Here is a 23,629-nt window from a genome sequence, read left to right on the forward strand (position 1 = left end):
CCAAGGGATGCGGGGTTATAGCACGCGGCCCTGAAACGACCACGTATTCACCGGCGTTGAACCCGCTTTCAACGCCTTTCGATGACGGACCTCACGCCCGCCCCATGCCCCGCCCCATCCTCGCCACCATCCACCCCGAAGCCCTGCGCCACAACCTGCAACGCGCCCGCGAATGCGCCCCCGATGCGCGGGTCTGGGCGGTGGTCAAGGCCAATGCCTACGGTCACGGCATTGAGCGCTGCTTCGAAGCCCTGCGCTCGGCAGACGGCTTTGCCCTGCTCGATCTGAATGAGGCCGAACGCATCCGCGCGCTGGACTGGCGCGGCCCCATCCTGCTGCTCGAAGGTGTGTTCGAGCCACGCGACCTGGAACTGTGTTCGCGCCTGCACCTGTGGCACACGGTGCATTGCACCGAGCAGATCGACTGGCTGGCCGCGCACAAGACGCTGGCACCGCACCGCGTTTTCCTCAAACTCAACAGCGGCATGAACCGCCTGGGCTTCACGCCCAACGCCTTTCGCAGCGCCTGGGCTCGGCTCAATGCGCTGCCACAGGTGGACGAGATCTCGCTCATGACGCACTTCAGCGACGCCGACGGACCCCGCGGCATCGCGCACCAGGTGGCCGCCTTCGAAGCCGCCACCGCCGACCTGCCGGGCGAGCGCACGCTGTGCAACAGCGCGGCCCTGCTGCGAAACCCAGGCGATGCGCTGCGCGGCGAGGGCGTGACGACATTGGCCGCCGACTGGGTGCGCGAAGGCATTGCGCTCTACGGCAGCGCGCCCGACTTTCCCGCCCGCTCGGCCCTGGAGTGGAACCTGCAACCGGCCATGACCTTGTCCAGCCGGATCATCGGCGTGCAGAGCTTGCAGGCTGGCGACACCGTGGGCTACGGCTCGGCTTTCACGGCAGACAAGGCCATGCGCATCGGCGTGGTCGCTTGTGGTTATGCGGATGGGTATCCAAGGCACGCGCCCAATGGCACGCCGGTGCTGGTGGATGGCGTGCGCACGCGGGTGGTGGGGCGGGTGAGCATGGACATGGTCACCGTGGATCTCTCCGGCCTGGATGGGTCCGGCATCGGGTCGGAGGTGGTGTTGTGGGGGCGGGCTTCGTCCGGGGCTGTGTTGGGGGTGGATGAGGTGGCGGCTGCGGCGGGGACGATTGGGTATGAGTTGATGTGTGCGGTCGCGGCGCGGGTTCCGTTTTCTTTGTCGTGATGTTTTTTCTTTCGTGGCTGGCCGGGTCTCGGCCCGGCTCGCCACGAAAGCAGAACCATCACTTCAAAAGAACTTCAACGACGCCCAGGAGAGCAGGCCACAAACCCATACCGCTCACAAAAAGGACTCCCCAACACCGGCAACCACTTCGGCACGTCGTGAAACTCCCGAGCGACAACGGCCAGCACCCCGTCGCGATAAGCCTGAAACCGGAACCCCACCCCATCCACCGCGAAGAACGGCACACCCTCCACCTCGAAGCGCTTCACGCTCACGCGCTCGAAGTAGGGCGTGAACTCGGCGAGCACCGGTTCGTCGTACAGAAACACACGGATCGGTTTGCCGTCGTACGAACGGAAGTCGACGATCTGGTCGTCCTGCCGTGCATGGTGGCGGCCCACACCGAACACCGGCACGTAGGCGCCGTGGTGAAACGCCAGCATGCCCGCCGGGTTGTAGGTGCGCGCCATCAACGTGGCGCCGGCCGGCATGTCCTGCCTGAGCTCTGCGACCACCGCCGGCGTCTCGCGCAGGAACACCGTGCGGTCGTGAATCTTGAAAGGCTGCCACCAGGCCAGCGGTGCCCACGCGATAGCCGCCACCACCAGCAGGTGCGGCACCGAGAGCACCACCGTCCATGTCAGCGCGCTGCGCAGCGGCCGCGCTTCCAGCCGCAGCCCGGCCCACACCACGAACAGCGGCACGAAGCCCAGCACCCAGTGCAAGCCGATGGTGCGGCGCGTGCTCAGCAGCGCAAACACCACGATGGGGAAGAGCCACAGCACGGCCAGCGTGGTGCGTGTCGTGGCCGAGGTGCCCGCGATCGGGCGGGCGGCGGCGCTGCGCCAGAGCAACCAGGGTGTGAGCAGGTAGACCGCCATGGCCACATAGGTGCCGAAGGTCTTGAGGGACCAGGCCGAGCCTTCGTTGCGGTTGAACACGTTGAACATCACGTTGGTCCAGCCGTGCGTGGCGTTGAAAGCCACGTTGAGCGCGATCGAGGGCAAGGCCAGCGCGAAGATGAGGAACGGCGCCCACCAGCGCTCGCGCCGCCAGCCGAAGCAGTGTGCGGCGTAGGCGAAACCCAGCAACGCCGCAAAGTACTTGGACAGAAACGCCAGCCCCAGGAACAGCCCCGCCAGCGCGTACCAAGGCAGGCTGCGTGTGGCGCTGGTGTCGGCCCGCAGGTAGGCCCAGGCCGAGAGCGCCATGAAGAAGATCAGCGGCGTGTCGGTGGTCACCAGCACGAACAGCCAGCTCCACGGCATGGCCAGGTACACCGCGCCGGCCAGCCAGGCGCTGGACTCGCGCTCGTCGGGCAACCACCGGCGCAGCGCATCGACAATGCCCAGCGCGATCACGCTGGTGACGATGAGCGTGAAGCTGCGCAGCACCAGCGGGTGTTCGCTGAACTGGCGCAGCGCGGCGAGCAGCCAGCCCACCATGGGCGGGTGGTCCGAGTAGCCCCAGGCGGGGAACACGCCCCACTGGTAAAAAAAGGCTTCGTCGCCGGTGAAGGGAAAGCCCGCCGCGATGACGACCTTCAGAACGAGCGTGATGACAAACGTCGACCAGAAGATCTGGCGCGAAGCGTGGGCGGAAAACTCAGAGGCGCGCATCAAAGGGTTCTCAAGCATCCAGCGCCAGCAGCGAAACACCCACCACGATCAGGGTGCAACCCGCCACACGCAACCACGAAAACGGCTCGCCCAGCCACAGCACTCCCAGCGCCATGGTCACCACGAATCCCAGACTGACCAGCGGGTACGCCAGGCTCACGTCGAGCCGAGACAACACCCACAGCCAGAGCACGGCGCTGGCGCCGTACAGCACCAGACCCAGCCACACCATGGGGCTGGTGAGGGCGTGCAGGTAGGTGGCGCCCACATCACCACCCACAGGCGCGCCCATGCCTCGCTTCATGGCGAGTTGCGCCGCCGAGGACAGCAGCACACAGAAGACGGCGAGGCCGATGGCGATGGATTTCATGGGTGCTTCAGAGTCCGGTGGTGGCCGCCAGACCGATGGCGCCCATGGCGAGCAGCGTCATCCAGCTGAAGGGGTCTTTCAGTGCGAACTGCAGCGGGTCCTCGCCGTGCAGCTCGCGCCGCCCGGTCTTGAGCCAGATGCGCATGACCCACAGCAGCAGCACGGGAGCCGCGGCCCACAACCACTCGGGGTTGGCGTAGAGCATTTCGCTGTTCTGGCTGTCGATGTACAAGGCCAGCACCATCACCGCCAGAAAACCGCTGGCCATGCCCATCGCGCGCAGCGACGGCAGGTCGCGCGGCTGGTAACCGCGGCCCGGCGCCAGCGTGGTGCGCTCGTCATCGAGCTCTTCCAGCTCGGCGCAGCGCTTCACCAGCGCCAGGCTCAGGAACAGGAAGATCGAGATCGCGGCCAGCCAGTTGGAGAGCACCAGGTTGGCGGCCACCGCGCCAGCAGCGATGCGCAGGGTGTACAGGCCGGAGAGCACCAACACGTCGATGAGCGCCAGCCGCTTGAGCACCATCGAATAGGCCAGCGTGGTCAGGGTGTAGAGCAGCAGCATGGCGGCGAAAGCCGGCGACACCGCCCAGGCCAGCACGAAGGCCAGCACCAGCATCACACTGCCCAGCGCTACCGCCAACGGGATGCTGATGGCGGCTGAAGCCAGCGGGCGGTGGCGCTTGAGGCGGTGCGCGCGATCGTTGGGCAGGTCCAGCAGGTCGTTGAACAGGTAGGTGGCCGAAGCGCACAAACCGAAGGCCACAAAGGCCATCATCACCACGGCCCACAGCCCGGAGTCGGTGCGGTGCGACGCGAGCAGGGGAATGAACAGCAGGGCGTTCTTCGACCACTGCTTGAGGCGGATCGCGCGCAGCACGGTTTTCAGACGCAGCGGCTCACGTTCAAACACCCGCGCCTGCGGATGCACCTTCTGCAACGCGTGGATGACGCCGGCAGGTGCGTTCACCGCCACCGCTTGCGCGCTGCCCTGCCACACCGCGATGTCATCGTGGCTGTTGCCGGCGTAGGCCCAGCTGCTGTGGCCGCGCGCCTGCGCGTGGGCGGCGATCGCGTCGCGCTTGTTGCCCCGGCTGAGGTTCACGCCGTCGGCGCGGGCGTTGGTGCCGAGCGTGTCGTCAAACAGCTTCAGGTGTGCGGCCACGTCCTGCACGATGCGCGAATCGGCGGCGCTGGCCAGCACCAGGCTGCGGCCGCGCGCGTGTTCCTCGCGCAGGAACTGAACGAAGCGCTCGTGGTACGGCAGGCGGGCCGGGTCGGGGCGCACGGCGTTGGCGAGTTTGAGCTTGAAGCCGGCCTTGCCCAGCAGCAGCCATGCGAAGAGGCGCAGCAGGTTCAGCGGGTTGCGCCGGATGAACAGCATCACCGACTCGTACAGCGTGTCGCTGGGCGTGAGCGTGCCGTCCAGGTCCACGTACAGCGGGCAGGTGTCGGCGGGGCGGGCGGTGGTGGCGGCAGGCGTCAAACGGTGGGTCCGGTGGGTGTGCGCCGATTCTAGGCGCCGTACCCGCGGCGTTTCACCCTGCCGCAGCGGGTGTCAGATGGGCAGCCAACCCCGGGCCCGGTCCACCAGTTGCACCAGCAGGTGGGCCAGTGATGCGGTGTAGGCCAGCGCCGCACAACCCGTCAGCGCAGAGACCGCCAATGCCATGCCGTCGCGAAACATCCAGCCCAGGCTCAGCAGGATCAGGCTCATGCTGGGCAGCACGTTGCCCAGCGGCAAGGGCAGGAAGATCACCCCTGCCATCAGGGCGATCCAGACGCCCCAGCCCCAGCGCGTGGCGCCGTGGCTCAAGACCAACCACCGAGGTCGCAGCCAGCGGTTGGCGCGCTCGTACACCCAGGCCAGGCCGTGCAGGCAGCGCCCGGTCCAGCGTTCGTTCAGGCTCAGCGCGCCCAGGCGATCGGGCAAGTCCACCGAGTCGCGCCCGCGCGCCCAGCCCCAGGCGATGACCAGAATGCCCAGGCTGAGCACCGTGCCCGCACCGGCGATGGGCACCACGGTGAGCAAGGCCATGAGCATCAGCACCACCGCGGTCGAACTGTCACCGTGCAGTTGCAGCAACTCGGCCAGGTTCAGGCGGAGATCGGCCGGGTCGGTGGGTGGTTCCGTCCGTGCACTGGCCGCGTGCGCGTGGGCCGCGCTGCGCAGCGATTGCGCCAGCCGCTCGCTCAAACGTGGCCTTGCGAAGGGACGCCGCGCAGCGCGGTGGGTTTGTTCAAGCGGCCCACCATCCAGTGCAGGCCGATCGCAGGCACCAACAGGCACAACATGCCCAGACCCCAGCCGGTCCACAGCAGCGGTGTGATCCAGCCCATGACGCCTTCGCTCGACGGTGCAACCTGGCCCAGCCACTGCACGAGGTCCAGCCACATCAACTGCAAGGACTGGATCCACGCCGGGTCCACCCACAGCGCGGCCCAGGCCGGCACTGGCCACTCGCCCACGGCCGTGGCGGCAGAGGTGGCCTGACCCGAGCCGGCGGCGCCCACCAGCCAGTGCGTCAATTGCACCGACAGCGCGATCAGCGCGGTCCAGCACACCGCAAGAAAGGCGAACACGCCCCAGATGATGGTTTTCAAGGCAAGACTCCTTCGAAGTTTTGGTGGGTCTGGGGCATCTTGCGCCAGGCATGTGTCAGGCTGTCGAGCATCGCAGTTTCCCCTTCGGCCAGGTGCCCGTCGGCCTCCACCACCGCTTCGCACAAGGCCACGATGGTTTCGCGCAGGCCCGGGTCGGTCACCTCGGCCAGCAGGGCCTGGCGGGTGGCGGCATCGAGCTGCGACGAGCCCAGCCATTCACCGTGGGCGCCGAGCAGCAGGTCTTCGCAGAAAGCGTCGATCACAGCCTTGAGGTCTTGCGGCGGCAGGCCGAGCTGGCGTGCGGCGTCCAGCCGGTCCAGCGCCCTGATCTCGCTCAGGGCGTAGTTGCCATCGGCCACCAGGGCCATGGCCAGCAGGCGGGCAGCGGCCTGGGGACTGTTGACGGAGTAGGTGCGCATGGGGATCTCCTGACGAAAAGCGCGAGCATAAGCACGCACAGTGCGTTGAAAAAGCAGAAAATCGCTGCGCAATCATTCCGAAAAGACGATGCATGAACACGGAACTCAACTACAAGCACCTGTACTACTTCTGGGTCACGGCCAAGGAGGGCGGCATGTCGCACGCAGCCGACCGCCTCGGGCTGGCGGTGCAGACGGTGAGCGCGCAAGTGCGCTTGCTGGAACAGTCGCTGGGCCACGCGCTGTTCAAGCCCGCCGGGCGCGGGCTGGCGCTCACCGAGGCGGGACAGGCTGCGTTGCAGGTGGCCGAGCAGATCTTTCATCTGGGTGAGCAACTGCCCGCGGCCGTGCGCGACGCCACGCGCGCCAGCGAGGTGCGTCTGGTGGTGGGCATTTCCGACGGCCTGCCCAAACTCGCCGTGCGCGACCTGCTCGAGCCTGCCATGGCGGAGCCGAACCTGCGCCTGCTGTGCCACGAAGGCGAGTTTGACGACCTGCTCGCCGAACTCGCGCTGCACCGGCTTGACGTGGTGCTCGCCGACCGGCCGGCCCCGGCCAACCCCAACCTGCGGCTCTACAGCCACGCGCTGGGCTCGTCGGCCCTGGGCTGGTACGCCCCCAAAGCCTGGCTGGCCCAGGCGAAGCAGGACTTTCCCAACAGCCTGGCCAACGTGCCGGTGCTGCTGCCCACCGCCCACGCCTCGGTGCGCCTGCGCATCGACCAGTGGTTCGAGGGCCACGGCGTGTTGCCGCGTGTGGTGGGCGAGTTTGAAGACAGCGCGCTGCTGGCCACCTTCGGTTCGTCGGGCATGGGCGTGTTCCCGGCCTCCGAGCGCATGCGCGAGAAGTTGTCCAAGGGCTACGGCCTGCAGTGGATCGGCGCCTGCGACGGCGTGCGCGAACACTTCTACGCCATCGGCACCGCGCGCAAGGTGCAGCACCCGCTGGTGCAGAGCCTGCTCAGCGCGCCGGCCGCTTGAAGCGCGCGCGGCGCCAGAAAGTGGCACCAACGGCCGCGCAGCTCTGCGGGAAGATCGGTGCACCATGCCGACCCTGACACCCGCCCCCCAGATGCCCTGGCCCGTGACCCGGCCGTTTCGCATGCACCCCGGTCTCAAGCGCCTGCCCGCGGCACCCGCAGTCGATGTGCCACCGCTTTTCATGCGCGATGCGTTGGCCGGTGCCTACGCCGATGAGAAGGCCGCCGTGCTGCAAGCGCCGGGGCCGAACGCCCTGCACGGCGAGCCCGACGCCGAGGTGCTGCAGGCCATCGCGCAGGCCTACGCGGCGCAGACCGGTGTGCACCTGGATGCCACCGCAGACGCGCTGGCGGGCGGCATGCAGGAAGACTTTGTGGTCCTGCACGACGAGCCGGCGGGCATGCGAGCGCGTTTTCTGGCGGTGTGTTTTCCGTCGAACTGGAACCCGGCCGAGAAGCTGGGCCTGGACTTTGCCGCCATCCACGCGCCCGTGGCCGACAACGCGTTGCTGCAGGCGGGCGCAGCAGGCATTGTGGACATGGCGTTTCGCAAGGCCTCGATGCTGCGCCATGTGTGGCTGATCACACCCGGCGCCGACCTGTCCCAGCACCCCGAAAGCCGCCGCAGCCGCTGGGAAGACGCGCTGCTGCAGGCCGAGATCTCGCTCTCGGGTCGGTTGATCGATCAGGTGTTCTTTCGCGTCGAGCGCCAGACCACGCTGCCGCTGCCCGCGCTCCAACGCGGTGTGTTCTTCATCCGCGTGATGGTCTGTGGTCTGGTGGATGTGCTGTCGGTGGAGCCCAGCCGCGCGGCCGAACTGCGTGAGGCCTTGCACTCCATGAGCGACGCCGTGGTGCACTACCGCGGCATGCAGGGCGTGCGGGAGCGCCTGTTGCAGGAGCTGCAGGCGCTCGGCTGAGGCCAGGCTTCAGGGTTTCGCGGAATCGACCGGCGCTTGCGCCTCAGCCGGCGCCGGCTGCGTGGGCTCCACCACCGGGGGCTTGTGCGGCGGAATGGTTGGTCGAGTGGTGGTCTGGATGTGCCAGACCGCCACAAACATGGCCGCGATGGTGGGGCCGATCACAAAACCGTTGATGCCCATCACCGCGATGCCGCCCAGCGTGGTGATCAGCACCAGGTAGTCGGGCATGCCGGTGTCCTTGCCCACCAGCAGCGGGCGCAGCACGTTGTCGGCCAACCCGATCACCAGCACACCCCATGCGACCAGCGCTGCGCCTTGCCACACCTGGTCCACCGCAAACAGGTACAGGGCCACCGGCACCCACACCAGGCCGGCGCCCACGGCGGGCAGCAGCGAGAGCGCAGCCATCAGAACCGCCCACAGCAGCGCCCCGTTGACGCCCAGCACCCAGAACGCCAGGCCACCCAGCATGCCCTGCACCAACGCCACCACCAGGTTGCCCTTGACGGTGGCGCGCAGCACGGTGCCGAAGCGCTCCAGCAGTTCCTGCTTGTGGTCGGGCGGCAGCGGGATCGCCATGCGGATGCTGCGCACGATGCTGGCGCCGTCGCGGGTGAGAAAAAACGCCAGGTACAGCGTGATGAACAGGCTGATGACCAGCGTGAAAAGGTCCTGGCCGAAGTTGAAGGTGTGGGTGGCAATCAGCTCGCTGCCCTGCGTGAGCAGCGCGTTGAACTTGCGCTGCACCTGGTCGAAGCTGCCCAGACCGAAGCGCCGCAGAAATGCGATCAGCCCGTCGGGCAAGGCGTTGAACAGCCCGCGCAGCATCAAGGCCGGGTTGACCTCGCCCGACTGGATGCGGGTGTACATCTGTGTGGCTTCGCGCGCCAGCGAGATGACCACCAGCACCGCCGGAAGCACCACCACCAGCATCGCGGCACCCATGGTGGCCAGCGCGGCGCGTGTGTGCCGGTGGTTCATGCGCGGCAACAACCAGCGGTAGAGCGGCGCGAACATCAACGCGATGATCGAACCCCACAAAATGGTGCCGAAGAAAGGCAGCAGGATCCAGAAGAACGCCACCGTCACGGCGGCCAGCATGAGGCGCAGCGTGAGCGGGGCCGAGACTGCGGGCGCCGGCAGGGGCGACAGGTCTTGCGCCTCGCTGGAGGTGGATTCGACCGCAGCGGGGTCGGCAGGTGTGGCGGGTGTTGTCATGTTCACGGCCGGGAGTTTGGGGGCGCGCCGAGTATGGCGCTGTTCGCCAGCGCACTGGTGCGTTGTGCGGCGGTCACGCCCTTGCAATCCGCCGAAACGTGCTTAAATGCCATCCATATGGATTCCACATGGATGGCAAAACAATGACAAACCGGATGCACGAGCTCCGCCCCCGCGTGGGTGATTCGGAAAAGATGACCGTCAACCTCGGCGTGGTCGATCTCGGTCAGGTTGACCTGCTGGTGCAGGAAGGCTTCTACTCCAACCGCTCCGACCTGGTGCGCACGGCAGTGCGCAACCTGCTGGCCACCCACGCCGACACGCTCAAACAAACCGTGGCCCGCAAGACGCTCACGCTCGGCCTGCAGCACCTCACCCGCGCCGGGCTGGAGCGCACCGTGGCCGCTGGCGAACGCCTGCGCATCCAGGTGGTGGGCCTGGCCCGCATCGACGAGGACGTGACGCCCGAACTCGCCCTGGCCGCCATCGAATCCGTCTCGGTGCTCGGCGCCTTCCACGCCAGCCCCGCGGTGCGCCGCGCGCTGGCGGCCCGCACCGTTTGAATCTTCTTTCCCTTTGACGAAACACACACCTTGAAAACACCCCACTCGCCGACCTTGGCCATGAACATCAACGACACCCTCAGCAAGGCGTTCGCGCAGGCCGGACTCGACACCCGCAGCGGGCCGCTCCAGGGCGTGACCGAGACCATCCGCAAGGCGCTGGCGTCCGCAGGGCTGGGAGGAGGGACTGTGGTGTCCCGCGCCGATGCGGACGTGTTCGACGTGCTGGCGCGCGACATCGACGCCAAGCCCTCGGCACCCGGCGCCGGCCAGTTCGTGCGCCGCACGCTGCAGCACCCGGCCGGCGCGCGCGACTACAAGCTCTACCTGCCGGCGCTGCGAGCCGGCACGGTCCAGGGCCCATGGCCGCTGGTCGTCATGCTGCACGGCTGCACCCAGTCGGCCGACGACTTTGCCGCCGGCACGCAGATGAACCGCCTGGCGGACGAACACGGCTTTCTGGTGCTCTACCCCGAACAATCGACCACCGCCAATGCCTCGCGCTGCTGGAACTGGTTTCGCCCGCAAGACCAGGTGCGCGAAGGTGGTGAACCCGCGCTCATCGCGGCCATGGTGCGCACCGTCATGGCCGAGCAACCGGTGGACGCGCAGCGCGTGTTCGTGGCCGGGCTCTCGGCCGGCGCGGCGATGGCGGTGGTGCTGGGCGAGACCTGGCCCGACCTGTTTGCCGCTGTGGGCGCGCACTCGGGTCTGCCATACGCGGCTGCGCACGACATCCCCTCGGCCATGGCCGCCATGAAGGGCCGTGCCGTGATGGGCCGCGCGCATTTCCCCGGCACCGGCGACGACCCACGGCGAAGCGCCACACACGCCGTGCCCACCATCGTGTTCCACGGCGACCGCGACCACACCGTGCAGCACAGCAACGGCGAGCACATTGCACAGCAGGCCCGCCAGGCCACGCCCGCGCTGGACATCAGCCACCACAGCGGCACCGCCTCGGGCGGACGCAGCTACACACGCGACGTGCACGCCGACGCCACCGGCCGCGTGCTGGTGGAGCAGTGGACCGTGCACGGCGCGGGCCACGCATGGTCGGGCGGCGACGCCGCAGGCTCGTACACCGACAACGCCGGGCCCGATGCCTCGGCCGAGATGCTGCGCTTCTTCCTGGCGCAGAAGCCGCGTGGCTGAAGTCCGACGCCGCCGCCTGCTGGCCACGCTGCGCGCGCGCTTTGACGGCGCGGCCCTTCAAGTGGCGCTGCCGGGTCAGCCGGCCAACGCGGTGCGCAAGCCGTCCGCCACGCAACTTGCGCAGTGGGCGCCGTTGCAAGCCTGGAGTTTCGAGGGCGCCGGCACAGGCAGCAGTCCGCTGCTGCGGCCCACACAAGCACCGCAAGTGGAGCTGCCGTTCTCTGCTGCGGTCTGGCCCGCGGACGACCCCACCGCACTCGACCTGATCGATGCCTTCAGCCGCCACCTCGACGGCAGCCATCAGCTGCTGGCGGCCGGTGGTGCACTGGCGGGTCTGCGGCTGCGCCTGCGGGTGAAGGCTTGCGATGTGATGTGGTGGCGCCGCCGCCAGGCCTCAGACCCGTGGGACTGCGGCTATGCGCTGAACGAGCCTGAAGCGCGTGCGGCGCTGGCGCGGTTCGAGCCGCGCCGGGCCACGCTCGTGGTGGCTGTGGGTTGGCCGCAAGAGACCTTGGTGGAGACTTTGGCGGCGATGCAATCGTCGTCGTTGCGGTTCGCGCACCCGGTGCGTTGGCTGGTGGTGCAGAACGGGCCGGAAACCCTCACCGGACGGCTGAGCACCCTCGGGGTGCCGGTGAAAGCCCTTCAGCCGCGGGCGGCTGAAGCCTGAAACGACGGCACGACCAGCACCGCGGCGGTGCTCGCGCCGTCCGCGCCCACGCTGTGAATGAGCTCGGGCAAGGGCCCATCGTGGTCAAAAAACACGCGGCCACGCACCACCACCACCAGCGCCGGGTTGAGTGACGCGCGGCGCACATCGGCGATGGTCTGCGCCATGCGCGGCATCCAGTCCTCGCGGTTGAAGGCCAGGCTCAGCGAGAGGTCCACCACGTCGAACCACTGGCGCTTGACCAGCTTGATCAGGGCCGCGTTGTCCTCGGGAAACTCGCAGTGCGTGTCCCAGCCTTCGCGCCACATCATTTCTGCGTCGAACACGGCACCCATCAGGTGCTGCTCACCCGGCAGCGGCGCGATCAGGATGCGACCACGCAGGCGCTCCTGGGGTCGGTCGTTGTGATCGGCCTCCAGGCACAGCTTGCGAAACGACTGCTGCAGCCGACCCAGCCCGAGCGTCACGTCGAATTCAGACACTTCGTCGGACGCCCACAGGTCGCCCAGGTCGCGCGCGGCCGGCTCCGAGACCCACATGCACGAAGCACGCAGCGAGCCGGCTTCGGCGTGCAGCACATCAAGCAGCGCAAACGCCTCGGCCGGGTCCGCCGCCACCAGCAGGCGGGCCAGGCTGGCCATGCGGGGATCGCGATCGGCCTCGACGTGCAGCGGCTGTTCGATGCCGTAGCGCGGCGTCACCTGCGGCAGCACGGTGGAATCCACCACGCGCCGCAGGATCTCGTGGTCCAGCCGGGCGAACTCGTGTTCGAACGCGGGCTGCGCCGGGGCGCTCTGCCAGAGCTCGGTGGCGCTGGCATGCGGCATGCCTTGCTGGCTGCGCAGCAGCTCGATCAGGTTGTGCGGCGGGCTCATGTGCGCGTCGTTGGCGGCATCGGGCCGCTCGCTCGCATCGCGGTCGCCCAGCTTCATGCCCCAGTCGGGGAAACAGCGCACGGTGCTGGGCATGTGGCCCAGGATCTCCACATCGGTGTGCCGGCTGTCGACCCGGATCGACTGCCAGATGCGGTTCACGCTCTCGGCCGGGCCTTCGAGCCACTGCAGGAAACGCCCGGCGTCGTAGATCAGCAAGCCAGTGACCGACTCAGCCTGGTTGCGCTGGAGGGCTGCCTCCACCAGTTGCTTCAGCGCGGCGTCATCCAGCGGCGTGACGCAGCGGCTGCGGTAAACAAGCGTGGCCAAGGCCGGCTGGGCGCTGGCCTGGGCAACGGCAGACAGAGGGGTGGAGGGGCGGGACAACACGGCGCTCTTGAGTGAACAGGTTGGGTGTCGCGGGATGGCGGTGCGCGCTGGTCGGTTCGTTAACTCGAGCAGAGGAACTCTTGACCGAGGGCATGATCCTGCCGCGTCCAATTCCCTGTCAAGCAAGGTTTACCCGGGCCTGAAAAACACAAAACAGGTGCTGCAAAACGGGGTTGGGCCGTCGATGTAACGCGAAGGCATTCAGCCGCCCCTTCCGGAGTTTGCCTGCAAACGCCGTGCTGTGTTTCACGGTCCGCCGAATTGCGGCCGCCTCAGGCTTGCCCGCTGGCGAGGCCCCGATATACTCCCCCCCGTTTCATACAGCAACGAATTTCTCACATCTGAAACATGTGAACTTTCGTGGTTCCACGCCAGTTCTGTCCAACGGTTTCAGCGCCCGATACCTTCAGGCGACGAGCCTGCAAGGCACGCCACCGGGTTTTAGACATGAGTCGTTGGAGTTCTCGCGCACGCAGCGCGGGTGGGTTCGTTCGCTCGTTGGTGCTGGCCTGCGTGGCCACGCTGTTCTTCGCGGCCTCGGCCCACGCCACCCTGGTGGTCAGCCAGAGCGTGAGCGCCAACACCATCGTGGTGGGCGAGCGCGTGCGCCTCACCATCACGGTGAGCAACAGCGACGTGCAGGTGAACGGCGCCCAGCTGATCAACAACTTTCCACCGCAGCTCAGGCTGTACGACCCGGGCTTTCCCGGCTATGTGGCGCCGTCCAGCACCTGCGCGGGCGCCACCATCACGCCAACGCCTGCCGGGGGCAACGACACGCTGACCGTCAGCGGCTTCAGCATCCCGGGCATCAGCGGCGGCATTGACGGCACCTGCGCGATCGAGGTCGACATCACCTCCTTCCAGGGCGGAAGCACCTGGACCAACGTCATCAACCCGACCGACCTGACGCCCAACGCCGCCACGGTGGCGCAGCAGAGCATCCTGGTCAACAACATCCTGCTGCCTGCGGTCAGCAAGAACCTGGGTGGCGCCACACTCACGCAAGGGCTCTCGCGCACCGCGACCATCACCTTCACCAACCCCAACCCGGGGGTGAACATTCCGTTCACGACCTTCACCGACAACCTGCCCGCCAACCTGCAGGTGGAGGGCCCGGTCACCACCACCTGCGGCAGCAGCACCAGCTTCAATGCCAGCAGCGTCACGCTCACCGGCGGCGCCATTCCCGCCGGCTCCCCGGGCACCTGCAACCTGCAGTTCACCATTCGCGGCGTGCTCCCGGCCGGCGTGGCCTCGCTGGCCGGCACCAACACCATTGCGGCAGGCGACATCGGCAACACCCGGGGCGTCAACTACCCGGGCACCAGCACAGCCATCACCGTCAACAGCCCGATCGTGTTGGGCAAAGGCTTTTCGGTGACGCCGTTGACGGCCGGCACCAACTCGCAGCTCACCGTGCGCATCCGCAACAACAGCCTGGCGCCGCTGACTGGCTTGGGCCTGGCCGATGTGGTGGGCACCGGCTGGCCAGCCCCCGTGCGCAACGCCGGCGCCATTGGCGCGGGCAACCTGACCGCCTGCGGTGCGGGCGCGACCCTGACCACCGGCACCGACGCGGGTGTCGACAAAGGCTTCACCCTGGCCAACGCCACCATCGCCGCCGGCGCCGAGTGCGTGATCAGCTACCCCGTCACCTCCGACACACCCGGCACCCACACGAACAGCATCCCGGCCGGCAACGTGGGCAACACCCAGGGCGTCACCAACGACCAGGGCTTCATTTCACCTGCGCGCTCGGCCGCGCTGGAAGTTCGCAACAACGCGCTCACCGTGGCCAAGACCTTTGCGCCAACCACCGTGGCGCCCGGCGACGTGGCGACCTTCTCGGTGGCCCTCACCTCGTTCAGCCTGGCCCCGCAGACGTCCGTCACCTTCACCGACACCTTGCCCGCCGGCATGGTCTACGTGGACACCACCGAAGGCGGCATCACGCCCACCATCAGTGGCGGCTGCAGCTTCTCGGCACCCTTCCCCGCACCCCTGGCCACTGCCCCCCAGTTCACGTTCGACTTTCCGTCTGCGGCACCCGGCGGCACCACCTGTGTGGTGCGCTTCACCGCACGCGTTCCCACCAATGCAGCGCCCAGCACCACCCTCACCAACGCCAGCTTCGGCGCGGGCAACGGCACCGTCTCCGGCAGCTCGGGCGCGGTCAGCTTCACGGTAGTGAACCCGCTGGTGGTGACCAAGACGTTTGATGGCGTCAATGCGCGCCAGCTCTTCCAGGGCTCGCCTTCGGTGGTCGAAATCGTGCTGACCAACAACAACTTCTCGGCTCTGAGCAATGTCGCCTTCACCGACACCCTGCCCGGCACACCGGGCGTGCTGCGGGTGGCCAGCCCGGCCAATGCGGTCAGCACCTGCGGCGGCACCGTCACGGCCAACCCGGGCGACACCGGTTTCAGCCTGAGCGGCGGCAACATCCCGGCGCGCAGCTCGGTCACCCCGTTTGCCGCCGGCCTGTGCAGCGTGCGGGTGAACGTGGTCGGTGGCACCGTGGGCGTGCATACCAACAGCATTCCCGCCTTCACCGGCGCCAACGCCGCCGACACCGTGAGCGCCACCGGCACCATCGGAAACGTGCCAGGCAGCACGGTGCGCAACCTCAACACCACCACCGCCACGCTGGAATACCTGCCCGCCCTCACCGCGGCCAAGACCTTCCTGACCAACCCGGTGCAGGTGGGCGGCACAAGCCGCGTGCGCATCACGCTGGGCAACACCGGCAGCGGACTGCTCAGCAACGTCAGCGTCACCGACCCGCTGACCGGCACCGGCCTGGCGCTGGCCGCCGCGCCCAACCCCAGCACCACGTGTGCCGGCCCGGTCGTGCTGAACGCGCCTGCGGGCGGCGTCTCGGCCAGCCTCACCGGCGCCGAGATTGCCGGCAGCAGCAGTTGCGACTTCCTGTTCGACGTGACCACCTCCACCAGCACGCCGTCGACCAACACCCTGCCGGTGGGCAGCGTCACCGCCAACGGCGGTGTGGCCAACACCAACCCGGTCAGCGCCACGCTCAACAAGATCACCACGAGCGTGAACCTCACCAAGGCCTTCTCGCCTACGACGCTCAGCGGCCCGGGCAGTGTCTCGCGCCTCACGATCAGCATCGACAACCTCAGCGCCACAGCCCTGACAGATCTCGGCGTGGTCGACAACCTGCCCTCGGGCATGGTGGTCGCGCCGTCGCCCAATGCCGCCACCACCTGCCCCGGCGGCATCGTCAACGCCGCCGCCGAGTCCACAACGGTCAGCCTCTCCGGTGGCTCGGTGGGCGGCAATGCCGGCTGCACGGTGTCGGTCAACATCACCTCGGCCTTCGTGGGCACGCTCAACAACACCCTGGCGGCCGGTGCGATCACCAACACGCAAGGGGTCACCAACGCCAACCCCTTCACTGCCAACGTGGCGTCACTGGCCGGTCTGGGTGTGGAGAAGTTCTTTGATCCCACCGCCGTCGGTGTGGGCCAGCCTGCGCGTCTGGTCATCCGCATCCGCAATTCGCTGCCGCAGGCGCTGACCAACATTTCCAGCACCGACAACTTCCCGGCCGGGCTGGAGCTCTCCACACCCCCCAACGCCACCACCACCTGCGCGGGCGCCACGCTCACCACCACCGCATCGAGCATCGGCTTCAGCGGCGCGCAATTGCCTGCCGGCCCCAGCGTGTGCGAGATCCGCGTGGACGTGCGCGCCAATGCCCCCGGTGCCTACGTGAACACGATTCCCGGTGGCACCGTGGTGGCCAATGAAGGCGCGGTGACCAACCCGCAGCCCGGCCCCACCGCCACCCTGTTCGTGCTGGCACCTCCCACCGTGAGCAAGGCCTTTGCGGCCAGCCCCGTGGCGCCCGGCGCGCCCAACCGGCTCACCGTGACGATCAGCAACCCCAACGCCACACAAGCACTCACCGGCGTCGCGCTGGTCGACAACCTGCCCAGCGGCCTGTTCGTGGCACAGGTGCCGAACACGGCAACCACCTGCGCCGGTGGCACCGTCAGCGCACTGGCCTCGGCCACCAGCGCCCAGGTGTCGGGCGCCACCGTGCCCGCCAGCGGCTCGTGCAGCTTCTCGTTCGACACCGTGTCCAACACACCTGGGCTGTACATCAACACCATCCCCACGGGGGCGCTGACCGCCACCGAGGGCGTGAGCAACGCCGACCCGGCGACGGCCCAGGTCCGGGTGCTGCAGCCGCCCACGCTGAACAAGGCCTTCGTGCCGCCCACTGTTTCGCCTGGCGGCGTGTCGCGCCTGATCATCACCCTGGGCAATGCCAATCCGTCGGCCCAGACGCTGCAGCAGGCCCTGACCGACAACCTGCCCGTGGGCGTGACCGTGGCCCCAACGCCCGCCGTGGGCGGCACCTGCACCACCGGCTCCGTCACCGCCACCGCCGGCAGTTCGCAAGTGGTTTACGCCAACGGTGCAAGCATCCCTGCCGGTGGCTGCACGATCGAGGTCAATGTGACGGCGGCCAACGCCGGCACCTACACCAACCAGCTTCTCGCCGGCGCCCTGCTCACCAACGCGGGCAGCAACGGCCAGCCCACCACCGCCGAGCTGCGCGTCAGCCCGCTGGGCTCCATTTCGGGCCGGGCCTACATCGACGCCAACAACAACGGCGCCTACGACGTGGGCGAACTCCCGCTGGCGGGCCAGTCGGTGAGCCTGATCCGTTCTCTCGACAGCGTGGTGCTGCAGAAGACCACCACCGACAGCGGCGGCTTTTACGTGTTCAGCGAACTCGTCGATACCGCTGCCCAAGGCTCGGACTATTCGGTGCGCTTCCTGCGCTCCGGCAGCGACGTGCAAGGCTCGGGCGCCTCGCCCTCACCGAGCACCGCCACCAACGCCCTCAGCGGCACCTTGCCCGGTCGTCTCACACCGGCCACCACGGCCGAGTCGAGCATCACCGGCGGCACCGGCACGGTCGGCACACCGAACAACAGCAGCGTCGACTTCATCTCCCGGCGCTCCAACATCCAGCTCAACCTTTCCGGTGGCAACGTGGCCAGCTCGGTGGGCAACAACTTCGGTGAGGTGTTGCCGTCCGAGGTCTCGGGCAAGGTCTACCGCGACGACAACAACAACGGCGTGGCCAACGGCACCGAGCCCGGCATCGCCGGCGTGAGCGTCACCTTGCAGGGCGTGGACGACCTCAACCAGTCCGTGAACCGCAGCGCGGTGACCGATGCCAACGGCAACTACAGCTTCACCGGCCTGCGACCCAGCTGCTCGCCCCTGGCCGCACCGGGATGCCCGGGCTATGTGCTCACAGAGGGCACACAGCCCGCCGGCACGGTCAATGGCCAGACCAGCGCTGGTGCAGTGACCAACCTGACTTCTGGGGCCGCCACCGGCACCGCAGGCACCGGCTCCAACAACGCACCCGCGGTCGCTTACGGTGGCCCGCCCACGGCCTACGTGATCGATGCCGGCACCAGCCGAGTCACCGGCATCGTGCTGCCGCCCAACACGCGTTCGGCCAACAACAACTTCGGTGAAGTGGCCAGCGACCGCACCATCAGCGGGCGCGTGTTCACCGACGCCAATGGCGACGGCCAGGTCAATGGCCTGGACGCCGGCGTGGGCAGCGGCGCCCCCGGCGCCAACAACCTCGTGCAAACCATCACCCTGACCGGCACCGACATCGCCGGCAACCCGGTGAACCGCACGGTGGACACCGATGCCAACGGCAACTTCAGCTTCACCGGCGTGCCCCCGGGCGCCAGCTACACGCTCACCTGCAGCAGTTGCGCAGCGCCTGCAGGCCTGGCCAACAGCACCACGCCGCTGGCCTGGCCGGGCAGCGGCGGTGGTACCGCCGCCGGCACGCAAGCCGTGCCGCAAATCACCGGCATCTCGCTCACCGGCGGCGCCAGCGCCGCCATTGACAACCTGTTCACCAAAACCCCGCCCGCCCAGCAGATCGGCGGCACGGTGTACTTCGATCCGGACAACAGCGGCGGCGCCTTCACCGCGACCGACTCGCCCGTGGCCGGCATCACGCTGGAGCTGCTGGACGCCGGTGGCGCGGTGCTGGGCACCACCACCACCAACGCCGCTGGCCAATACCTGTTCAGCTCGCTCAGCCTGCCGGCGCTGGCGCCCGGCGCCAGCTACCAGGTGCGCCTGGCCACACCACCGGCCGGCACCACCGCCGGCATCACCACGGCCGGCAATGTGGGCGGCACGCCCACCGGCGTGGCCACCGCACCGGGCGTGAGCCCCGCGGTGGTGAGCGGCATCAACCTCGGTGCGGCGCAGCAGTCGGTGCAGAACAACTTCCCGCTGGTCTCCAACATCCAGGTGGCCGGCCGCGTGTTTGAAGACCGCAACCTCGACGGAAGCTTTGGCGGCACCGATGTCGGCATTGCCGGCAACACCCTCACGCTGCTGGGCACCGACGCCTTTGGCAACAGCATCACCCGCTTCACCACCACCGACGGCACCGGCCAGTACAGCTTCAGCGGCCTGCCGCCGGGCAACTACACCGTGCGCCAGACCCAGCCACTGGACTACACCAGCGTGCTCAACAGCGCCGGCCCGGTGACCGGTGGCAGCGCAGGCACCGTGGGCCCGCTGGGCGGCGCCACCGAAACCGTGGCCCTGAGCTTCAACGCAACGCCGGGCGCGGCCCTGCAGGTCAACTTCGCCGAAACCGTGACCGGCGCCACCCTGCGCGGCTACAAGGCCGTGCGCATCGTCTCGCCCGTGGCGGCGGTGGGCATCTCGCCGGGCGCTGAAGTGGTGTGGCAGGTGATCTACCAGAACGACAGCGCCTTCCCGCTCACGCTGGACATCAGCGACACACTGCCCGACTTCATGACCCGCGCCGGCGCACCCGCCCTCACCAGCCAGAGCGGTGGTGGCGCCAGCATCGTGCTCAACGCGGGCTACAGCGGCCTGGCCGGCAACGACGTGCTGGGCAACGCCACATTGCCCGCGGGCGGATGGGTGTCGATCGAGGTGCCGGTGACCGTGACCCCGGGGGTGACCACTGCGCGCCTGAACCAGGCGCGTGCGGGGGGTGCCGCGATCCGCACCGACGCGGTGGACGCCACCACGCCCACCGGCGGCGCGGGCAACCCGCCACCCGGCGTGATCAACCCGGCCAGCCTCACACAAACGCCGTTCCAGACCGCAGGCATCGACCCCACCGGTGTGCCGCTCTCGGCCCTGCCCGCCACCCTGTCGGGCTTTGTCTGGCGCGACAACAACGCCGACCGAAAGCGCGACCCGGGTGACACGCCTGTGCCCGACTGGGCGGTGGAGATCCTGGATGCCAACGGCGCCGCCGTGCTGTGCCGCACCGTGCCGAGCAACAGCGTGCAGGGCTGCGTGACCATGCCCGACGGCCGCAGCCTGTTCCGTACCGGCGCCGACGGCAGCTACGGCGTGCTCGGCCTCGTGCCCGGCGACTACCGTGTGGCGTTCCGCGACCCGGCCAACAACGTGATCTACGGTACCCCGCAGAACTCGGGCGGCGACCCGGCCTCGCGCGTGGCCAGCAGCCGCGACTACCTGGCCGTCACGCTGCAACCCGGCGCCAACCTGCAGCAGCAAGACCTGCCGCTGGACCCCTCGGGCGTGGTCTACGACGCCAGCACGCGACAACCCATTGGCGGCTCCACCGTGCGCTTCTGCGGCCCGCCCGGCTTCAACCCGGCCACCATGCTGGTGGGGGGCGCGAGCTATGTGAACCAGGGCAACTGCGCCCAGATGGTCACCGGCCCGGGCGGTTTCTACCAGTTCCTGCTGGCGCCGGGCGCCACCACGGGTGAGTACACGCTGAGCGCCTCGGCGCCCAACTACGCGCCCACGCCGATCGCGTCCATCCCGCCCTCACCCGGCGTGTTCACGCCCGCCGGAGCCTCGCCCTTGCTGGTGCAGGCGCAGGCCGGCCCGCCCCCGCTGGGCCAGCCCACCACGTATTACCTGCGCTTCAACCTGGCCGCCGGCATGCCCGATGTGATCCACAACCACATCCCGCTGGAGCCGTTCGCCGGTGGAGGTCTGTTCCTGCAAAAGAACGTGGCGCGCGAGGTGGTCGAGCTGGGTGACTCGGTGCAGTACACGCTGCGCGTGCTCAGCCCCAACGGCGCCGCGACCAACGTGACCATCACCGACCGCCTGCCCGCCGGCCTGCGCCTGATTCCCGGCACCGTCACGCGCGACGGCGTGGTGGTGGCCGACCCGGCCGGCGCGCCCGGCCCGGTGCTCAACTTCAACGCCGGCAACTTTGCCGCCAACGTCACCGTGACCATCACCTACCGCTTGCGCGTGGGTGTGGGCGCGCAGCAGGGCGACGGCATCAACCGCGCCCAGGCCAGCGGCACCGTGGGTGGCACGGTGGTGTCGTCCAACCGCGCGCAGGCACGCATCCGCATCACCGGCGGAGTGTTCTTCCAGGAAGCGTGTGTGCTCGGCAAGGTCTTTGTGGACTGCAACGGCAACCGCATCCAGGACGCCGAAGAACCCGGCATCCCCGGCGTGCGCTTCTACTTGCAGGACGGCACGAACCTCACCAGCGACAGCGAAGGCAAGTACAGCATCTGCGGTCTGCCCGCGCGCACCTCGGTGATGCGGGTCGACTTGACCACCCTGCCCGCCGGCAGCCAGCTCGTGACCAGCAGCAACCGCAACGCGCTCGACGCCGGCAGCCTGTTCCTCGACCTGAAGTTCGGCGAGTTGCACCGCGCAGACTTCATCGAAGGCAGTTGCTCGCCCGCCGTGCGCGACTCGGTGGATACGCGCCGGCGCACCGGCCAGGTGACCACACCGCTGGTGGATCCGCCGGGGTCTGCGCCGCCCTTGCAGGCACCCAAGCCGCGTGTGTTCCGCTCCACCGACCTGCCCGCCGGAGGTGCGCGATGAACGCCCGTCTGAACCCGATCGCGCTGGCCGCCGTGATGTGTGCGCTGCACGCGCCGCAGGCGTTGGCCCAGTTCAACCACGACCGCATCAACAACCGCACCGGTGCCCTGCCCGAGCCGGTGACCAGCCTGCCGCTGGCCGCCGGCCTGCGCGCAGCGCGCCTGGCCGACGACGGTCAGCTCGTGCTCGAAGTGCTCAGCAGCAACGCACCGGCCGATGGTCGCAGCGTGGTGCCGGTGACGGTGCGCCTGTTAGACCGCGCGGGCCAGCCCGTGACGGCGCCCACCGAGGTGCTGCTCTCCACCAACCGGGGACGCCTGCGTGTGCCCGGTGCCGCCATCGACGAGCCGCCGCGGCGCGAGCTGCGCCTGGCCGTGCGCGATGGTGTGGCGCTGGTGGAGCTGGTGGCCTCGCCCGACGCGGGTGACGCCGAGTTGCTGCTGCAATCGGGCAATGTGCGCGTGGCCGGCAGCGTGAGCTTCGTGCCCGAGCAACGTCCCATGGTTGCGGTGGGCGTGATCGAAGGCACGCTCAATCTCAACAAGCTCGATGCCTCGCAGATCAGCCCGGCGCGCGAGGACGACGGCTTCGAGCTGGAGATCCGCCGCAACCTGGGTGGCAACGACGGCGACCGCAGCACCCTGGGTGCGCGCACTGCGTTCTTCCTCAAAGGCATGGTGCGCGGCGACGTGTTGCTGACCCTGGCCTACGACTCCGAGAAAACCGAACGTGGCCGCCTGTTCCGCGACATCGTGCCGGACCAGTTCTATCCCATCTACGGCGACTCCTCGATCAAGGGGTTTGATGCCCAGTCGCGCCAGCAGCTCTATGTGCGGGTCGACCAGGGCCGCTCGTTCGTGCTGTTCGGCGACTTCTACACCGCGGCTGGTGGCCCTTCGCGAGAGCTCAGCCGCTACAGCCGTTCGGTCTCGGGCCTGAAGCTGCACCACGAAGGCGAGAGCTTCGAGGCCAACGCCTGGCTGGTGCGCGACAACGTCGCCCAGGTGGTGGACGAGCAGCCCGCGCGCGGCATCTCGGGCCCCTACCGCCTGAGCAACCAGAACGGCATCTCGGGCTCGGAGAAGGTCGAGCTGCTCACGCGCGACCGCAACCAGCCCGGCATCATCCTGCGCGTCGAGCCCGTGGTGCGGTTTGTCGACTACGAGTTCGAGCCCTTTGCCGGCAGCATCCTCTTCCGTTCGCCTGTGCCCTCGGTGGATTCGAACCTGAACCCGATCTCGGTGCGCGTGACCTACGAGGTGGAACAAGGCGGGCCGAAGTACTGGCTCGGCGGCATCGATGGCCAGGTGCGGATTGCACCCGCGCTGGAACTCGGCGGCAGCCACGTTGAATCACGCGACCCGTCGGACCCGTACAAACTCAGCGGGCTGAGCGCCACGCTCACCCTGGGCACCCGGACCTGGGCCATGGTGGAGGTGGCGCGCTCGCAGCGCGAAGCCCTGGGCGACGCGGGCGACGGCAAGGGCGCGCGAATAGAGTTCAAACACCAGGGCGAGGCGCTGGAAGCCCGCGCCTGGGCCGGCGCCACCGACCGCGAGTTCGCCAACATCTCGTCGTCTTACAACGGCGGGCGCAGCGAAGCCGGCGTGACCGCCACCTTGAAGATCGACGACAAGCTCTCGCTGCGCATGGACTCCCTGCGTTCGCTGGACAAGCTGATCGATGCGGTGCGCGAAACGGCGTATGTCGGCGTGAGCTACGCGAT

At 68.5% G+C, this 23,629-nt stretch carries 15 protein-coding genes and 1 pseudogene; 8 read left to right on the forward strand and 8 right to left on the reverse strand.

Annotated features, from left to right (window positions below; all coding sequences use genetic code 11):
• Positions 1-104 precede the first annotated feature (104 nt).
• Positions 105-1,220 (forward strand): alanine racemase, encoded by a 1,116-nt coding sequence (gene alr, locus Q0C59_RS03760; protein ID WP_291211897.1) that lies wholly within the window; start codon positions 105-107, stop codon positions 1,218-1,220.
• Positions 1,221-1,294: 74 nt separating this feature from the next.
• Here alr and Q0C59_RS03765 read toward each other — a convergent pair whose 3' ends face one another.
• The 6 genes from Q0C59_RS03765 to Q0C59_RS03790 form a co-directional block, all read right to left on the reverse strand.
• Positions 1,295-2,839: a glycosyltransferase family 39 protein gene (locus tag Q0C59_RS03765; RefSeq protein WP_291211900.1), complete on the reverse strand. Its 1,545-nt coding sequence runs from the start codon at positions 2,837-2,839 to the stop codon at positions 1,295-1,297.
• 10 nt (positions 2,840-2,849) lie between these two features.
• Positions 2,850-3,209, reverse strand: a complete 360-nt coding sequence (locus Q0C59_RS03770; RefSeq protein ID WP_291211903.1) for an SMR family transporter — start codon at positions 3,207-3,209, stop codon at positions 2,850-2,852.
• Positions 3,210-3,216: 7 nt separating this feature from the next.
• Positions 3,217-4,692: a UbiA family prenyltransferase gene (locus Q0C59_RS03775; RefSeq protein ID WP_291211906.1), complete on the reverse strand. Its 1,476-nt coding sequence runs from the start codon at positions 4,690-4,692 to the stop codon at positions 3,217-3,219.
• A 72-nt stretch (positions 4,693-4,764) separates the two neighbouring features.
• Positions 4,765-5,403, reverse strand: a complete 639-nt coding sequence (locus Q0C59_RS03780) for an exopolysaccharide biosynthesis protein (protein WP_291211909.1) — start codon at positions 5,401-5,403, stop codon at positions 4,765-4,767.
• Positions 5,400-5,810: a hypothetical protein gene (locus tag Q0C59_RS03785; protein ID WP_291211911.1), complete on the reverse strand. Its 411-nt coding sequence runs from the start codon at positions 5,808-5,810 to the stop codon at positions 5,400-5,402. The genes Q0C59_RS03780 and Q0C59_RS03785 overlap by 4 nt, the downstream gene beginning before the upstream one ends.
• Complete coding sequence (locus tag Q0C59_RS03790; protein WP_291211914.1) at positions 5,807-6,229, reverse strand: TerB family tellurite resistance protein; 423 nt, start codon at positions 6,227-6,229, stop codon at positions 5,807-5,809. Before Q0C59_RS03790 ends, Q0C59_RS03785 begins: the two co-directional genes overlap by 4 nt.
• Positions 6,230-6,321: 92 nt before the next feature.
• Between Q0C59_RS03790 and Q0C59_RS03795 the strand changes: the two genes are divergently transcribed.
• Positions 6,322-7,209, forward strand: a complete 888-nt coding sequence (locus Q0C59_RS03795; protein ID WP_291211917.1) for a LysR family transcriptional regulator — start codon at positions 6,322-6,324, stop codon at positions 7,207-7,209.
• A 64-nt stretch (positions 7,210-7,273) separates the two neighbouring features.
• Entirely contained in the window at positions 7,274-8,128 is an 855-nt protein-coding gene (locus Q0C59_RS03800) for a heme-dependent oxidative N-demethylase subunit alpha family protein (RefSeq protein WP_291211920.1), read from the forward strand.
• 9 nt (positions 8,129-8,137) lie between these two features.
• Here the strand turns inward: Q0C59_RS03800 and Q0C59_RS03805 are convergent, their stop codons facing one another.
• Complete coding sequence (locus Q0C59_RS03805; RefSeq protein ID WP_304753730.1) at positions 8,138-9,349, reverse strand: AI-2E family transporter; 1,212 nt, start codon at positions 9,347-9,349, stop codon at positions 8,138-8,140.
• A gap of 155 nt (positions 9,350-9,504) precedes the next feature.
• On the opposite strand from Q0C59_RS03805, the gene Q0C59_RS03810 reads away from it, so the two are divergent.
• The 3 genes from Q0C59_RS03810 to Q0C59_RS03820 are packed head-to-tail and all read left to right on the forward strand — an operon-like array spanning position 9,505 to position 11,737.
• Positions 9,505-9,912, forward strand: a complete 408-nt coding sequence (locus tag Q0C59_RS03810) for a CopG family transcriptional regulator (RefSeq protein WP_291211925.1) — start codon at positions 9,505-9,507, stop codon at positions 9,910-9,912.
• Between the two features lie 30 nt (positions 9,913-9,942).
• Positions 9,943-11,067, forward strand: coding sequence for a PHB depolymerase family esterase (locus tag Q0C59_RS03815; protein ID WP_291211928.1), 1,125 nt, complete (start codon positions 9,943-9,945; stop codon positions 11,065-11,067).
• Positions 11,060-11,737 (forward strand): hypothetical protein, encoded by a 678-nt coding sequence (locus tag Q0C59_RS03820; RefSeq protein ID WP_291211931.1) that lies wholly within the window; start codon positions 11,060-11,062, stop codon positions 11,735-11,737. The genes Q0C59_RS03815 and Q0C59_RS03820 overlap by 8 nt, the downstream gene beginning before the upstream one ends.
• Here Q0C59_RS03820 and Q0C59_RS03825 read toward each other — a convergent pair.
• On the reverse strand, positions 11,713-12,999 hold the full coding sequence (locus tag Q0C59_RS03825) for a BLUF domain-containing protein (protein ID WP_291211934.1): 1,287 nt from the start codon (positions 12,997-12,999) through the stop codon (positions 11,713-11,715). The two genes, Q0C59_RS03820 and Q0C59_RS03825, sit on opposite strands and share 25 nt — an antisense overlap.
• A gap of 447 nt (positions 13,000-13,446) precedes the next feature.
• Here Q0C59_RS03825 and Q0C59_RS03830 point away from each other — a divergent pair, with 447 nt between their 5' ends.
• Both Q0C59_RS03830 and Q0C59_RS03835 read left to right on the forward strand, forming a co-directional pair.
• Positions 13,447-21,903, forward strand: a complete 8,457-nt coding sequence (locus Q0C59_RS03830) for an SdrD B-like domain-containing protein (protein ID WP_291211937.1) — start codon at positions 13,447-13,449, stop codon at positions 21,901-21,903.
• A pseudogene (locus Q0C59_RS03835) lies at positions 21,900-23,629 on the forward strand (hypothetical protein); the annotation flags it as partial. The gene Q0C59_RS03830 and the pseudogene Q0C59_RS03835, both read left to right, overlap by 4 nt.

Source organism: Hydrogenophaga sp., from assembly GCF_022844385.1.
Taxonomy (GTDB): Bacteria; Pseudomonadota; Gammaproteobacteria; order Burkholderiales; family Burkholderiaceae_C; genus Hydrogenophaga.

Excerpts from the sequence above, each read along its gene's own strand:
- alr (WP_291211897.1), top strand. The coding sequence starts at position 105 with ATGCCCCGCCCCATCCTCGCCACCATCCACCCCGAAGCCCTGCGCCAC.
- Q0C59_RS03765 (WP_291211900.1), bottom strand. The coding sequence starts at position 2,839 with ATGCGCGCCTCTGAGTTTTCCGCCCACGCTTCGCGCCAGATCTTCTGG.
- Q0C59_RS03770 (WP_291211903.1), bottom strand. The coding sequence starts at position 3,209 with ATGAAATCCATCGCCATCGGCCTCGCCGTCTTCTGTGTGCTGCTGTCC.
- Q0C59_RS03790 (WP_291211914.1), bottom strand. The coding sequence starts at position 6,229 with ATGCGCACCTACTCCGTCAACAGTCCCCAGGCCGCTGCCCGCCTGCTG.
- Q0C59_RS03795 (WP_291211917.1), top strand. The coding sequence starts at position 6,322 with ATGAACACGGAACTCAACTACAAGCACCTGTACTACTTCTGGGTCACG.
- Q0C59_RS03800 (WP_291211920.1), top strand. The coding sequence starts at position 7,274 with ATGCCGACCCTGACACCCGCCCCCCAGATGCCCTGGCCCGTGACCCGG.
- Q0C59_RS03805 (WP_304753730.1), bottom strand. The coding sequence starts at position 9,349 with ATGACAACACCCGCCACACCTGCCGACCCCGCTGCGGTCGAATCCACC.
- Q0C59_RS03810 (WP_291211925.1), top strand. The coding sequence starts at position 9,505 with ATGCACGAGCTCCGCCCCCGCGTGGGTGATTCGGAAAAGATGACCGTC.
- Q0C59_RS03830 (WP_291211937.1), top strand. The coding sequence starts at position 13,447 with ATGAGTCGTTGGAGTTCTCGCGCACGCAGCGCGGGTGGGTTCGTTCGC.